Raw genomic sequence first — 15,372 nt, forward strand, 5'->3', positions numbered from 1 at the left:
GCAATAGAATAGTCTTTATACAAAACATCTAACACAAGAGACTATGAAAAAAACAAATCTAATCATATACATATTGAGTATATCTCTTAATTTATCTACATGTATGATTATTGCTCTGTCTATATCTTCTTGTTCTAAAGATAGATATAAAAAATCAGCCGATAAAGAAACACTTCAGATAATTAGGACAAAAAGTGAAGAAGTCCCGGGTATGTTAAAGGATTTTAGTATAGAAGCAAAACAAGATTATAACCCATTGGAAAATCTACCCGTGTATATAGAAACAGACGAAGCCTTCGGAGCAAGTAAAAATCAAGGTCAGGAATATTACTTAATCTCACTTGAAAAAGCCCTTGAAATAGCAATGAATTGCAGTAGAGAATATCTAACACGAAAAGAAACTTTATATCTTTCTGCCCTGAATTTAACATTAGAAAGATATAAATACACACCTATATTTTCAAACAAGAACAAAGTTACTGTTACTCAACAGACTAACGATAAGAATGTCCCTTCTGATTATACTCGTGCTTTAGATGCGTTAGAAACTTCCATACCTAATATCCAGGCTCTGACGGGAACATCCGCACAATTGTTAAGACAGTATCACCAAATATTAGAACAAGCAGGAGATGTCGCCGGTTGGACAAAACCCGATGTCGAAATAGTAGATAAACAATCTGCAAAAGGCTCTTTACAAACAGGTGTAACAATGCTGTTATTGGGTGGTGGAAGATTGGCTTTACAACTGACAAACAATTTTTTCCGATTTTTAAATGGGAATGCCAATGAGGAAGCAGGAAGTGTTTTATCTGCTTCATTTACACAGCCTTTGTGGAGGGGGAGAGGTAAGCAAATTTCTGCAGAACGATTAACGCAAGCAGAGAGGGATGTCTTGTATGATTTGCGCGATTTTACCCGATATCGTCAGGAGTTTGTAGTCCGTATATGCAAAGCATACTATTCCGTCTTAGAACAACGAGATATTGTAAAAAATAACTATCAAAGTTATTTAAATTTCAAAGCGAGTTATGACCGTGAAAATGCTTTTGCACAAGAAGGGAGAAAGACTTTAACAGAAATAGGTCGTATTCAACAGGCATTATTGAGTTCTGAGGACACATGGATAAATTCATTAAGAAGATATAAAGAATCATTAGACGAATTTAAAATATCCATTGGTTTATCTACAGACAGTCATGTAATGCTTGACCCTAAAGAATTAGTAAAACTAAAAGAAGAAGGATTAAAACATCCCCAAATTACCGATGATGAAGCGGTGAAGGTTGCATTAGTTACACGATTAGAAGTATACACGCAAAGAGATATTGTGGAAGATGCAGAAAGAAAAATTAAAATTGCAGAAAACGCCTTAAAACCTGGTGTTGACTTGTTTTTAGAAGGGACAGTAACCAATCAAGGGAAAACCAATTTTGAAGATTTAGATTTTCGAAGAGGAGTTTATAGTGGTGGGCTAAATCTTGATTTGCCTCTGAACCAGAAAGAAGAAAGAAATGCTTACCGAACTGCTTTGATAAATTATGAAAGAGTAAAACGGCAATTATCCTTGAAAGAAGATGAAGTAAAACTTGATGTTAGAACATCATGGAGAAACCTTGAACAAGCACGAAGAAATTATGAAATAGCCCAAAAAAGCGTTGAATTGAGTCAACGCCGTGTAGAAGAACAAAATCTACTGGCTGAATTGGGTAGAGCAACAGCATTAGATTTGGTAGATGCTCAGAATGATTTAACAAAAGCACAAAACAATTTAACTTCTGCAATAATAGCCCACAACATAGCCCGTCTTGAATTCTGGAAAAATATTGGAATTTTATACATTAAACCAGACGGTAAGTGGGAGGAGATAAAAGATGTTAAATAATGTAAAAAGTAAACGAAAAAAATTCTTGTTGTTTGCAGTTGTAATAGTGATTATAATTGCAATTTCGTATCCTTTTTTCAAAAGAACCTTTAATAGGCCTCAAACGAATGTAAATGTTGTTTTTCCCGTTACTAAAGGTAATTTTGGAGTAACTATTTTAGAAGGTGGAAGTATAGAGGCAAAAGAATCCTTACAGATTAAATCAGAAGTTCAAGGAGAAACCAAGATATTAAGTATCGTAGAAGAAGGATATTATGTTACCCCAGAAGATGTTCAGGCGGGAAAGATATTGGTGGAGTTGGATGCAAAAAAATTATTAGACCAGCAAACAGAACAAGAATCGCTGTTCCAGAATGCAAAAGCAAGTTTAGCCACTGCAGAAGAACAATATGAAATCCAGAAAAATCAAAATGAAATAGATATTCGTCAAAATGAATTATCTGTCAAATTTGCTCGAATGGATATTGAAAAATATTTAGGTATTGATACAACAAATGAAATTATTAATAAGATAGGGTTAGACGACGAAAGTATACAAAAATTAATTCTTTTAGAAAAAGAAAGCAGAAATATAGAAAACGAAAAAAATGGAATAGAAAAAAAGAGAGAAAATAATGAAAAAGAAAATGATGCAGAGCAAAATCAAAATAGTGATGTAAAAGCTCCTGATGAAAATAATAAGGATATGAATGTAAATTCTGAAGTAGAAGATGAAAATAATTCTGCCAAACTACTTTTTTCTTCAATAACTTCTAAAGGTATTGACTTTGGAAAATATGCAGATTCGGCTTTATTAGGTGATGGCGTTGCACAACAAACCCTGCAGAAATGCACAACGGATGTGATATTGGCAGAAGAAGATGTAAAATTAGCCCAGAAAAAGTTAGAAGGAACGCGAAGATTATTTGAAAAAGCCTTTGTAACACAAACAGACCTTGAAACTGATGAATTAACCTTAAAAAGAAAACAGGTAGCCTTAGACCAGGCAAATACTAATAAATCTCTTTTTATCCAATATGAATTTCCGAAACAAGCGGAGAAACTTGTTACACAATATATTGAAGAAGTTTGGAAATACATTCGTATACAAAAACTTGCAAAGTCTCGCTTAGCACAAACGGAAGCCAATTTAAATTCAGCAAAAGCACAGTTTGCTCTTCAATCCCGTAAAAAAAGAGAACTTGAAGAACAAATTGAAAAATGTACTATACGGGCAACCAAACCCGGATTGGTTGTATATGGTGGAGAAGAAGACCGTTTTATGCAAGAACAAATAAAAGAAGGCACTTCTGTACGGGAACGGCAAATTATAATTACAATACCTGATACTTCAGTAATGCAGGTGCGTTCAAAAATACATGAATCAAATATAAAGAGAGTGAAACAGGGGCAAAAAGTGAGAATCCGTGTGGATGCTTTCCCCGACGAGTTATTAACCGGAACGGTAGATAAAGTTGCCGTATTACCCAATGCCCAGAATAGATGGTTAAATCCCGATTTAAAGGTATACGATACTTTTATCATTATAGATGGAACACATCCTTGGTTAAAACCCGGTATGACTGCTCAGGTAGAGATACAAGTTGCAGAACTGAAAGATGTGCTATATGTTCCATTACAAAGTGTGTTTAATATTGAAAACCAGCAGGTATGCTATGTGCAAAAGGGAAATGAAATAGAAATGAGAGTTGTAAAAACAGGAGAGTTCAACGAATCTTTTATTGAAATTAAAGAAGGATTGAAAGAAGGAGAAAAAGTCCTTTTGTATACACCCGGGCAATCAATTCCTGAAAAAACGAAAAAAAAATCAGGAAACATAAGAAAGGATACCATTGAATAATTGTGTAATAAAATTAGAAGATTTGAAAAAAAATTATAGAATGGGGAGTGTTGATATTTGTGCCTTGAGGGGAATAAATATGGAAATATTAGAGGGTGAATTTGTTTGTATTATGGGACCTTCTGGATGTGGAAAGTCAACATTATTGAATGTATTGGGCTGTTTGGACAAGCCTACAGAAGGGAAATACTACTTAAATGGTTGCGATATATCGTTATTGGATGATGATACTTTATCCGATATGCGATGTAATTATCTTGGTTTTGTTTTTCAGTCCTACAACCTTATTCCACAACTATCTGTGGTTGAAAATATTGAAGTACCTCTTTATTATCAGGGTGTTTCACCTAATGAAAGTAGGAAAAAAGCAATTGAAATAGCATCTCGTGTGGGGTTGGCAGAACGCTTATATCATAAACCCACAGAACTATCCGGTGGACAACAACAAAGAGTAGGTATTGCCCGTGCTTTAGTAAACAACCCATTAGTTATTCTTGCAGATGAACCCACAGGGAATCTGGACTCAAAATCAGGAAAGGAAATTATGGATATTTTCATTGAACTTCATAAACAGGGAAAAACAATTATCATGGTAACACATGATGAAAATATAGCTCGATACGGAGAAAGGATAATACGCTTGAAAGATGGCTTCATTGAAAAAGATGAGCGGGTGTTATCAAAAATAGGTGCTTCAACATAAAAGAAAAAAATAAAAATGTTAAATTTCCTATCAATATATCGCTGGATACGAATAATTAAGATGGGTTTTAAAAGTCTATGGTTGCATAGGCTACGCTCCTTATTAACCATGTTGGGAATAGTATTCGGTGTAGCTTCTGTGATTGCTATGTTGGCAGTTGGAGAAGGAGCAAGCCAGGTAGCGCAAGAACAAATCCGAAGGTTAGGAAGTAAGAATATCATTGTGCGTAGTGTTAAACCTGCATTAGAACAAAAAGTTACTGGACAACGGAGTCGTGCTATTGAATATGGGATAACATGGGAAGATGCTACAAGAATACGCTCTTCTATTCCTGATGTAGAAGTTTTAGTTCCTAATAGAATTATTCGCGATGTTGTCTGGAATACACAATGGAGGGTAGATGGGCAGATAGTAGGGACAGTGAGTTGGTATCCCGAAATGAGACAATTAAGAATCATAGAGGGACGATATTTTACAGAGTCAGAAGTTAAAGACATAAAAAATGTATGTGTTTTATCAATAAATACAATAGCGACCTTATTCCCCAATGGAAGTCCTGTAGGTAAAAGTGTTCGCGTTGGTTCCGATTATTATAAAGTAATTGGAATTATAGAAGATGAGGGAGGTGTTGGAACAGCGTCTCAATCACAAAATTTCCTTGTGCAAGCTCCAGAAACTAAAAATACAACAGAGAGAAGAGGTGAGAATCCGTCTTATCAAGGGAAAATGGGAAAGAGGGATGAAGGAAAAGGACCTGGGGCTACACCTCAATATCGAATTTATATCCCTATTACCGCGGCTCAAAAGAGATTTGGTGAAACATTAGTCCGAAGAACCACAGGGACATTTGAAGCAGAAAGAGTAGAATTACACGAACTAATTGTTATGGTAAATATGGAAAATAGAGTAGAAGAGGTTGCAAGGATTGTAGATAGTATCTTGCAAAAATACCACAAGCAGAGGGATTATGAATTAACAATACCTTTAGAATTATTACGACAAGCAGAGCGAACCAAACAAATTTTTAACCTCGTTTTGGGAACAATTGCAGGAATATCGTTATTAGTCGGGGGAATAGGAATAATGAACATTATGCTTGCTACCGTTACGGAAAGAACTCGGGAAATAGGTATTCGTAGAGCATTAGGAGCAAGAAAAAGAGATATTATTCTCCAGTTCCTTGTAGAAACAATTATCATGTCAGGAACAGGGGGACTTATGGGAATTGGATTAGGTTTATTTATCCCTTATTTGATAACATATTTCGCCTCTATGCCTACTATTATTCGTTTATGGAGTCCTTTAATAGCATTCGGTATATCAGCAGGTATTGGTATTATTTTTGGAATATATCCAGCCCTTCGTGCTGCAAACATGGACCCTGTTGAAGCACTTAGACACGAATAAACCAAATTAGCACTTTAACCCTCCTTTATATATAATTAGTAAATAAAATAGATTGTTAGAAAGCAGTTAATATGTTCCCAAAGGATATCGAAATAAGAGGCGCAAAGACACAAAGGGAAGTAGATGAAGCCATCCAATTAATGGCAAGTATATCCCGACAAGATTTCTTTGTCGCCAGTGATTGGCTGGTAAATATTGGAGCAAAATACCCGAACTTCCAGAATGAACATATTCGTATTGCTTTATATAATGGAAAAATTATTGCTGCATTAAGAATTACCACCGATATAATTCGTTTGGGCGAAGCAAGATTAAAAATGGGTGGAATTGGTTGGGTTTCTACCGCAGGACATTTCAGAAATAAAGGCATTGCCAGTAAATTAATTCAAAATGCCGTTCAATATATGAAAACCAACGCTTACCATGTCTCCATGCTTTTTGGTATCCCTAATTTTTATCATCGTTTTGGATTTGCTACTACTTTACCCGAATATTATGTAAACATAACGACAAAAGAGGTTTTGGGTATTCAACCTATTCCACATAAAGTCCGAAAAATAAAGCCCGGAGATATTCCTTTATTACGAAAAATACATAATGATAATGATGAAGATATCGCATGTTCATTAATAAGAACACAGGCGCATTTTGCTGTTAAATGGAAAGAATGGGAAAATGGAAAAACGGTAATGGATATGAATGGAAAAATATTAGGATATTTTTTACCCAGAAATAATAATAGCGATACATTATTTATACAAGAAATTGGTTCCACAGATATAGAATCATCAAAAGCGGTGCTATATGCTATTGGGAAATTGGCAGAAAAGGAAAAAGCAGGAAAAATACAAATAGCATCTCCTCCATGCCATCCTCTATCTCGTCTTTTAATAAGACATTATTCTATTCAAGAAATCCACTATAAGAGAAATGAAGGAGGTATGATGGCCATTGTAAACGAAGAAGAAACTTTAGAATGTATGATTCCCGAATGGGAAAAACAAATACAACAGAAAACATTTGTCCAGCAAGATGATGAAATAACGCTGATTATTTCAGGCGAACCCTATTGTATTCATTACCGTAAGGGAACTATTAGTATCATTAAAAAATTAGGTAGAAACAAAGTTTCTATGGATAAAGTAGACTTAGCCCAACTTTTGACAGGATATATCTATGTTACACATATTTTAGACAAAAAAAGATTTTCTATTTCATCCGATGCAAGAAATTTCTTATCTGCGATATTTCCCAAAAGATTTCCGTATGTATGGCAAATGGACCGATTTTAATGAGGTGATATATGAAAATAAACAAAAATAGCATCAAATTTAGATTTCTTGGTAACCTGATAATCGTTTTTGTTTTTCTAACATTGCTTATCTCAATTTTACAGATATTTTTGATAAACAACCTTATAATTAAAGCCTCTAATGAAAGAATAAAATTGAATATAAGGTCAGGTTGGTATTACTTCGAAGAAAAAAAACGGAAATTGGAAATTATTCTTGATTTCTTACAGCATCATATCCTTTTGCAACAGGGTAATATAAAAACAATCTTAATGGATACGCAGAACCTGTTATCAAAATATGCAGAGAACAAGGATATTGACTATCTCTGGGTAATTCCAACGGATATATATAAATCAGACGAAAGTACATTTAAGGAAATAGATAGTTTTTTTAGCAAAGAAAATCCAGAAAATGCTTCGGGATATATAAAAAAGGACTTCAAAAAACTTAATGAAAAGATTCCCTTTAGTTTTCAATCCAGCAAAGATATCCCGGAGGGAGAACTTATCTCAATTTATTCTAATAAAAGGATTATTTTTGAGAATAATAATGGGCATAATAAGGAAATAATTTTAATTGCGGGTAGTTGGTTAGACGGAGCTAACTATTTTGTAGACCAGATTCAAAATCTTGTATTTGAAGATAGATTTTATAAAGGACGAAGAGTCGGAACAGTAACGATTTTCAATGGTTCAAAACGGATTGCTACTACAGTGTTATTACCCGATGGGCAGAGAGCCGTTGGGACACAGGTATCCGAAGAAGTAAGAGAACAAACATTAGTAAAAGGTATTCCATGGATAGGTCGAGCAAAAGTACTCGATGACTGGTACCTAACCTGTTATGAGCCTATTCGTGATATACGAGGAAATATTATCGGTATGTTATATATGGGCGAATTAGAAGCCCTGACGAAAGATACCCGAACATTTGTTGTGCTTATAACCATAGCGGTTATTTTATTTACTATGTCCATTGCTTTGGTCATTCGATTAAAACAAACCACTCAATTATTAAAACGAATTTATAAGTTAAGTAATTCTGCTAATGAATTTGCCAATGGTAATTATTCAGTTAGAGCAGGAAAAGATACAATCGGAGATGAGATATCCGAATTGATTGCGGTCTTTAACTCTATGTTGGAGACTATCGAGAAAGATAGGGAACAACTTATTCAACAGCAGGAACTAATAGAAGAAGCCAATGCGAACTATCTCGATATGTTGGGCTTTGTAACCCATGAACTACGGAATAGCTTAGGTTCTGCTATATTCAACATTGCCTCCTTAAAAGAAGGGGCGTTCGGAGAAATTTCCTCAGAAGTAAAAGAAGGTCTTGACATTGTTGAGGATAGCCTGAAATATTTAATGGAGATAACCAATAACTATCTGCAATTGTCCCGTTTAGAACAGGGGGATTTATATTTTGAAAAGCAAGAAGTAAACCTATTAAATGATGTAATTAACCCCATTTTAAATGAACTATCAAAACTGCTGAAATCAAAAAAGATAAATGTTGCAAATGAGGTAAAAGAAGAATTTACAATGCCCGCAGATATAAATTTAATGAGAGTTGTTTATGAAAATCTATTGGGGAATGCTATTAAATATGACAAAGAAGGCGGAAATATAAAAATCTCTGCAACGCGGACAGAGTCCGGCAAAATTCAATTAGTCGTATGGAACGATGGAAGCCCTATCGAACCCCAGATAATAACTTCACTATTTCACCGATTCAGAAGATATGACACCAAAACTCCAGAAGGGAAAAAAGGAGCAGGCTTGGGCTTATTTATTGTAAGGAGGATAATAGAATTACACGGTGGAGAAATTAATATTCAATCTACCCCTGAAAGTGGGACATCTTTTATTATAACTATCCCATTTTAATTTACATTAAATATCCTAAAAACCTTGATTGAGCTCTTTAATTTTATTTTTTACCTTTATGGGGGCAGTTCGTGAACTGCCCCTACTGCCCCTCTGTGCTTAACATCGTATTCTTTTCTACTTTATGGGGGCAGTTCGTGAACTGCCCCCTGCTGCTGCCCCTACTGTCCTGTCTGTCCTGTCCCTGCCCCATTTAAAATGTTATAAAATAGATATTTTATGAAGGTAAAATATAGATTGTGAAAGAGAAAAAATGGTTAATGGAGATTTTCGGTTAGCATTTGTTTAATATTTGCACAGGCTTTGTCAATTAATTCTTCGCCTGTGCCTGCAGGAACCCATGAAAACATAGGGTCAGCCCCATATCCGCCTTCTTCAATAGCTTCTACCGTTGGGATATAAAGGGAATGGCCATTACAGTATCCTAAAAATATAGTCTTTTTTGCTGGAGAATTAGCCTTTAAACGGATAGCAAGTCCAGAGAAAAATTCACCAGAACCGCCAACAAGTGCTAATTCTTTGTTTATAAGAGCCGTTGTTAAGGTTACAGAAACGGTATTATTAGAAAATTCTTTTAATAATGCATTGATAAGTTCCGGGAAAAATCCCTGTTTATATACAGCCATAGTAAGAGAATTTGTTGTATCCATACGAGAAGGATAAGTAAATCTTTCCGATTTAAACTGTATTAATGGCTGTGTAGGAACAGTAAGATGTATTGTTTTATAAAGTTCAGCAGAATATTCTCCGATAGCGTTTCCAAAACCGACCATTCCTTTGCGTTGGTCATTTGTATTAGGTGACATATCTCCTGCAGAACCTTGAAGGAATATGCACGGGACATTTAATAATTCTTCAAATCTTTTTTGCATGATACCCGCCCAATCAGAACTCCAACGACGGTCAAATATATCGTCAAGTACCGCATGTGCAGAAAAATTAATCATCGCTGTAATAGGTTTATCGTCTATGGTATCTATACGAATTATGGTTAGTTCTGGGTCACGCATTTTTTGTGGTTTTTTGGATACACGATTGCGATTTAAATCAGTTTGTTCACTGGTCCAGCCAATTTTTGCCGGGGTAAGTTTTGCCGTCGCTTCGGATATTGCTATACAAATTTTGTTTTCGAGTTCTTCAACATATTGGATGGCTTTGTCAAATTTACCCTGTCCACAATCGGGTTCATTAATTAATTCGATAACAGGTCCATGATGGGTATGTGAGCCGACAAGCATAACATAAGAAACACCACAATCTTTTTTAACGCGTTCTATTATCTTTTCCATAGACCTTTGTGTAGGCGAACGACCTAAATCCATTCCTCCGACGGCAAGACGATTTGTTCCATCGTCAAACACAACGACTTTGAAATTTAATGGATATTTTGTGCCTTCGGAAGGTAAGTCATGTCTGGCTCCGTATCCCCACATGGGGACACCTGCAGGAGGTGTAATATCTACCATAGCAAAACCTGCTTTAAATACAGATTGAGAATAGGCAAAAGTAACTGAGAATAGGCATAAGAAAAAAATAAATAGAAATGTTTTTTTAATTATATGGGAAACCATAATAAGCTCCTTATAATAAGTAAATGTTGTATTTCATATATGACACAAATAAAATACAAATTGTTTCAATAGGTTTATTTGTTATAGATATAGATATGCGAGAAATTACAGGAAGATTAAAGTTATTATGGGGCTATATATTTTTTTAGTAAATTATTTGGAATTTCCCAGAATTTTATCCGTTCCCGACGCCATGTGTACGATATGCCAATCCCTTTACGAGTAGTAATGATTGCAGGGTAAGAATATTCGTGAGTAGGGTTTAAATCCTTTTCAAGGTAAACAAATTCTACCCATGTTTTGCCATTATCCTTAGAATAAGCAAGCATTAATTGATTGCGAGGTCCCCAATTTCCTGCAATGGGGTTGTAAACCAACCATAAGATGCCATCAATATTTTTGATAAGGTCAATCCCACTATTATTATTTGGCAAATCTGTTCGGTGAACCTTTCCCCATGTTTTCCCCCCATCTTCAGAATCGCATCGGGCAATACATCCCCCTGTGGAACGCATGAGGGCGTGGACATGATTAGGTTGGGATTCCCAGAAAGTCGGTTGAATAACACCTTTTCCATGAATTCCAGAGGATTCCAAATCCCAATCATTACTTCGTATCCATGTTATACCTTTGTCATTAGTTCTATCTGCAAAACAATGCCAAACTTTTATTTCAGTTGAAGCAGGAGCAAGCCAGGTTCCATCATGAAGAATAATGGGTTTGTTTTTTACCGGACCTCTACCGCCAATATCTCCTGGAACAAGTTCTGTAGGTTCTGTCCATGTCTTCCCATTATCTACTGTTTTCATCCAATATGTAGACCAATTAGGGACATCTTTTCCAACTTTGAAAAACAAATAGATAATATTATCCTGATCCTTAAACAGAACAGGATTCCAATGAGCCTCCTCACGAACTTTGGCTATTTTTTGAGGAGTATTCCATTTTTCCCCATCCCAACGAGATAGCCAGATAGCCACATCCGGATTTTTTTCTTTTGTTCCACCAAACCATGCAGAGAGCATTTCCCCTTTAGCTGTTTCGACTATTGTGGAAGCATGACATTCTTTAAAAGGTCGCTCATCCTCAAAAATATAATTTACAGTTCCTCCACTATTTTGAACCGCTGATATAAAATCTTCGGTTGATATTATAGGAGGATTGTGTAATACGACGCATGAGGAAAGAAATAAACAAAATAAAGGCATAACAATACTCCCCAATAAGAATTTTTTAATCTTTAATTTAATCATACTTACATCCAGATAAATAAAACAAATATAGATGCAGGAATAACAGCAATAAGAGTAAATGGAATGGAGATTTTTATCCATTGCATAAAAGACACAGGATATCCCTCCTTTTTAAGCAAACCTGTTCCCACAATATTTGCGGATGCACCGATGGGTGTTATATTTCCTCCGAGACTTGCACCAATGAGTAAACCCAGATAAAGTAAAGTTGGTTCGAAGCCACCTTTTTCAGCAAGAATTGTTGTAATAGGAAGCATTGCGGCAAGGTAAGGAACATTGTCAATAAATCCGGATAGAACCAAGGAAATGAAAATAAGAACAATATATATTGCGATTTTGTTGCTTCCTATATGTAGATATATAAACTCCGCAATGTCATTTGTCCAGCCAAATTTATTTAAGGTGCCAACCATAATAAAGACGCCAATGAGGAAGAATGTAGTATCCCAATCCAATTTTTTAATAGTATCTATAAACGAAATGTCGTTTGACCATTTTGCCCAGATAATCCCTAATAATGCAATCACCATACAAATAAATCCTGCAGATGTAAAAACGCTTTCTTCAAAAAAAGATGCAAGGGCGAGCAAAAAAATCAATAATAAAAGGAAAACTGTAGGTATCCATGATTTTATAGGTTCAATGTCAACTTCCTGTTCGCTTTTATATTTTTTGAATATCCAATATAGAAATGTTAGAGAAGTAATAGCACCTATTTGTATTGCAAAGAAAATTCCGGGTTTGCCATGATGAAAAAAGAAATCTAAGAAGTTAAAATGGGCATATCCCGCTAAAAGCATACTGGGTGGGTCGCCAATCAAAGTTGCAGTTCCCTGTAAATTACTCGAAATTGCTACACCGATTATTAATTCACGCGGGTCAATTTTCAAGCGTTTTGCCAATTCAAAACATATAGGAGCAATGATAAGAACGGTAGCAACATTTTCTACAAATGCAGAGATAAATGATGCTAATCCACAAATGATTATAAGTGCAACAGGCGTGCTCATTTTTTTATGAATAAGATAAGTGGCTAAAAAAGCAGGACAACGACTATCAATAAAAATATCAGCGAGAAAAAGCATACCTACAAAAATGCTTATGACATTCCAGTTAATAGTGAAGAAGACTTCTGTGGGGGACATTATTCCTGAAAGTAAAATAATAGCCGACGCACCAATTGCAATAATGCTTCTCCACGAAGGCAAAATGAAAAAAAATAAATATGCAAAAACAAAAAGTATTAATGATATATTTTTAGGTTCGAACATATAACAACAGGTAAAAGAGTTAATATGGTGAGATTATAGCATGATATAAAATTGTATATATAATCGCCTCTATTTTACTCCTTTTTCTTTTAAAAACGGACCGTATTTTTTATCTGTTCCTTGAATGTGTTTAATCAAACATTCTTTTAAGAAATTTGCCACATTAGAAGTGATGATAAGATTTCCCTTTTGAATTTCGCTATTAAATTCCTGAACTTTTTTAACAAAAAGTTCATGTTCCTTTTTATGTTGTGTAAACTCAGGGTAGCCATGCTGCTGCATCAGTTTTTCCTCAGTCCCGAAATGAGTAACAGTATAAGCCGCCATTTCTTTAACAATTTTTCCAACAACCTCTTTCCCTTTTCCGGAACTCATTGCCTCGTATAATTGGTTTATCATATTAACCAGGTTTTTATGTTGAGCATCGATTTGAAGTATACCTATATTTAAGTTATCATTCCAATTAAGAAAAGCCATGATATAATCTCCTATTTAATACCTACTGATTTCATACAGGATTCGTATTTTTTATCCATACCTTGAATATGATTTACTAACCAGTCTTTTAAAAAATTAGAAACAGAAAGCGGAAGTGATAAAGAACCTTTTTCTAAATCCGATTGATATTTTTTTATCTGGTTTACAAAATTAGTATGCTGTTGTTTTTGTAAAGCCAGTCCTTCATACTTACATTGTTCCATTAATTTTTCTTCTGCGGTAAAATGAGTAACAGTGTAATTATGTAGCTCTAATAAGACAGGAGCAATAACTTCTTTTCCTTTCCCTTCACGCATAGCATCATGCAACCGATTTATAATATTAATCAGTTTTTGATGTTGAGCGTCCATAGAAGGTATACCAACGCTTAATGAACTATTCCAATTCAATAATGGCATAAATAATCTCCTTATTGTTTAATTTTGACTTATTATTAAACATTATATAAAATTATCCCATAAATATTCAAATAGAGAAAGATAATAAATGAATCGAAGAGATTTTATAGAAAGAACACTTAAAACAGTAGCTGCTACAAGTATATTAAGTGAAGTAGGTTTTTCGGAAGAGTCTGAGAATAAACAGTCCTCATGGAAAATACCTCCCGGAACAAAGGTTCCGACAAGGAAATTAGGGAAGACAGATATTGAAACACCTATCCTGATTATGGGATGTTGCCAGAATATTGACCCTGTATATGACCGAAGATTGCACCGTGCTTATGAATTAGGTGTAAATCATTTAGACACCGCTCAAATGTATGCAGAGGGACAATCTCATAAAACAATAGCGCCCTTTATTAAACAAATTGGGGATAGAAAAAAATTAATAATTGCTTCCAAAGTCCATCAAACAGAAGATAAGGCCACCCCAGAGAAATTCGTAGAAAATATAAATTCTTCTCTTGAAGAATTAGAAACGGATTATTTGGATATTTTTTACATGCATATTGTTAAACACGATCGGTTTTTAGATAAAGAATTTATTGAAATGGGAGAAAAGTTAAAAAAAGAAGGTAAAATTCGCTATTTTGGTTTTAGTGCCCATCATGGGAATGCTCACGAACTTATGATGAAGGCCAGTAAATTAGGGGGTGGTATTGATGTAATTATGTTTAAGTATAGTTTTCGTGAAATGGGAAAAGATAATTTAAATCGGGCAATAGATGCATGTGCAGAGGCAGGAATAGGTTTAGTAGCCATTAAAACATTAGGTAGTATTCCAGATGATGGCGAGGAAATAATCCCCTGGACATCAAAAAATTTTACAAAAATACAAGCAAAATTAAAAGCCGTATGGGAAGATAAACGAATTGCAGGTATTGCGTCGCAAATGGGAAATATCCAACATGTCCACGAAAATGCTTACGCAGCAATAACACCTATGCAATTAACAGATTTGGAAAAACGGGAATTGAAAAATATCGCAGAAAAAACACAACATCTTTATTGTGCAGGTTGTAGTCACCACTGTGAAAAAGGTATGACGGAAGAACTCCATGTGCAAGATGTGTGGAGATGCATACTGTATGCGAAGAGATATGGAGAGGAAAAATGGGCACGATATTGTTATCGAGATATTGAAAAATATGTCGAAAAATTATCTATGGAACATCTTCAAATTGCCATGGAACAATGTCCTTATCATTTAGATATCCCAAAACTGTTTTCCTCTGCCAAAGAAATGTTTAGTTAATTACAGAAATTTAATTTAAAAATATAAAAGGTGTTTGTTTAAAATTGGATTTTATATTTCATTAA

Annotated in this window: 12 protein-coding genes; 7 read left to right on the plus strand and 5 right to left on the minus strand. The window is 34.7% G+C overall.

Translation table 11 applies throughout. The annotated features are described in order from the left end of the window. Positions 1-43: 43 nt before the first annotated feature. The 6 genes from PLA12_07720 (at position 44) to PLA12_07745 (ending at position 9,019) form a co-directional block, all read left to right on the plus strand. The gene (locus PLA12_07720; protein HOQ32385.1) at positions 44-1,885 is read left to right on the plus strand and encodes a TolC family protein; all 1,842 of its coding nucleotides are present in this window, start codon (positions 44-46) and stop codon (positions 1,883-1,885) included. Beyond that, entirely contained in the window at positions 1,875-3,725 is a 1,851-nt protein-coding gene (locus PLA12_07725; GenBank protein HOQ32386.1) for an efflux RND transporter periplasmic adaptor subunit, read from the plus strand. Before PLA12_07720 ends, PLA12_07725 begins: the two co-directional genes overlap by 11 nt. After that, positions 3,718-4,428 carry an ABC transporter ATP-binding protein gene (locus PLA12_07730; GenBank protein ID HOQ32387.1) on the plus strand — a complete coding sequence of 237 codons (711 nt, stop codon included), beginning with the start codon at positions 3,718-3,720 and terminating at the stop codon, positions 4,426-4,428. Before PLA12_07725 ends, PLA12_07730 begins: the two co-directional genes overlap by 8 nt. Positions 4,429-4,443: 15 nt before the next feature. After that, the gene (locus tag PLA12_07735) at positions 4,444-5,835 is read left to right on the plus strand and encodes an ABC transporter permease (GenBank protein HOQ32388.1); all 1,392 of its coding nucleotides are present in this window, start codon (positions 4,444-4,446) and stop codon (positions 5,833-5,835) included. 71 nt (positions 5,836-5,906) lie between these two features. Further along, positions 5,907-7,127 (plus strand): GNAT family N-acetyltransferase, encoded by a 1,221-nt coding sequence (locus tag PLA12_07740; GenBank protein ID HOQ32389.1) that lies wholly within the window; start codon positions 5,907-5,909, stop codon positions 7,125-7,127. 155 nt (positions 7,128-7,282) lie between these two features. Next, positions 7,283-9,019: a cache domain-containing protein gene (locus PLA12_07745; protein ID HOQ32390.1), complete on the plus strand. Its 1,737-nt coding sequence runs from the start codon at positions 7,283-7,285 to the stop codon at positions 9,017-9,019. A gap of 257 nt (positions 9,020-9,276) precedes the next feature. Here PLA12_07745 and PLA12_07750 read toward each other — a convergent pair whose 3' ends face one another. The 5 genes from PLA12_07750 to PLA12_07770 form a co-directional block, all read right to left on the minus strand. Further along, positions 9,277-10,590: a neutral/alkaline non-lysosomal ceramidase N-terminal domain-containing protein gene (locus PLA12_07750; GenBank protein HOQ32391.1), complete on the minus strand. Its 1,314-nt coding sequence runs from the start codon at positions 10,588-10,590 to the stop codon at positions 9,277-9,279. Between the two features lie 125 nt (positions 10,591-10,715). Then, positions 10,716-11,798: an exo-alpha-sialidase gene (locus tag PLA12_07755; GenBank protein ID HOQ32392.1), complete on the minus strand. Its 1,083-nt coding sequence runs from the start codon at positions 11,796-11,798 to the stop codon at positions 10,716-10,718. Between the two features lie 47 nt (positions 11,799-11,845). After that, complete coding sequence (locus PLA12_07760) at positions 11,846-13,114, minus strand: SLC13 family permease (protein ID HOQ32393.1); 1,269 nt, start codon at positions 13,112-13,114, stop codon at positions 11,846-11,848. A gap of 69 nt (positions 13,115-13,183) precedes the next feature. Then, the gene (locus PLA12_07765) at positions 13,184-13,591 is read right to left on the minus strand and encodes a bacteriohemerythrin (protein HOQ32394.1); all 408 of its coding nucleotides are present in this window, start codon (positions 13,589-13,591) and stop codon (positions 13,184-13,186) included. An 11-nt stretch (positions 13,592-13,602) separates the two neighbouring features. Continuing rightward, a complete protein-coding gene (locus tag PLA12_07770; GenBank protein ID HOQ32395.1) occupies positions 13,603-14,010 on the minus strand; it encodes a bacteriohemerythrin in 408 nt (135 codons plus the stop codon). Between the two features lie 88 nt (positions 14,011-14,098). On the opposite strand from PLA12_07770, the gene PLA12_07775 reads away from it, so the two are divergent. Then, on the plus strand, positions 14,099-15,307 hold the full coding sequence (locus tag PLA12_07775) for an aldo/keto reductase (protein HOQ32396.1): 1,209 nt from the start codon (positions 14,099-14,101) through the stop codon (positions 15,305-15,307). Positions 15,308-15,372 lie beyond the last annotated feature (65 nt).

It is taken from the genome of Candidatus Hydrogenedens sp., assembly GCA_035378955.1.
Taxonomy (GTDB): Bacteria; Hydrogenedentota; Hydrogenedentia; order Hydrogenedentales; family Hydrogenedentaceae; genus Hydrogenedens.

What these genes read in the sequence shown, in the direction of transcription:
- PLA12_07720 (HOQ32385.1), top strand. Translation starts at nt 44, where the DNA reads ATGAAAAAAACAAATCTAATCATATACATATTGAGTATATCTCTTAAT.
- PLA12_07725 (HOQ32386.1), top strand. Translation starts at nt 1,875, where the DNA reads ATGTTAAATAATGTAAAAAGTAAACGAAAAAAATTCTTGTTGTTTGCA.
- PLA12_07735 (HOQ32388.1), top strand. Translation starts at nt 4,444, where the DNA reads ATGTTAAATTTCCTATCAATATATCGCTGGATACGAATAATTAAGATG.
- PLA12_07740 (HOQ32389.1), top strand. Translation starts at nt 5,907, where the DNA reads ATGTTCCCAAAGGATATCGAAATAAGAGGCGCAAAGACACAAAGGGAA.
- PLA12_07750 (HOQ32391.1), bottom strand. Translation starts at nt 10,590, where the DNA reads ATGGTTTCCCATATAATTAAAAAAACATTTCTATTTATTTTTTTCTTA.
- PLA12_07755 (HOQ32392.1), bottom strand. Translation starts at nt 11,798, where the DNA reads ATGCCTTTATTTTGTTTATTTCTTTCCTCATGCGTCGTATTACACAAT.
- PLA12_07760 (HOQ32393.1), bottom strand. Translation starts at nt 13,114, where the DNA reads ATGTTCGAACCTAAAAATATATCATTAATACTTTTTGTTTTTGCATAT.
- PLA12_07765 (HOQ32394.1), bottom strand. Translation starts at nt 13,591, where the DNA reads ATGGCTTTTCTTAATTGGAATGATAACTTAAATATAGGTATACTTCAA.
- PLA12_07770 (HOQ32395.1), bottom strand. Translation starts at nt 14,010, where the DNA reads ATGCCATTATTGAATTGGAATAGTTCATTAAGCGTTGGTATACCTTCT.
- PLA12_07775 (HOQ32396.1), top strand. Translation starts at nt 14,099, where the DNA reads ATGAATCGAAGAGATTTTATAGAAAGAACACTTAAAACAGTAGCTGCT.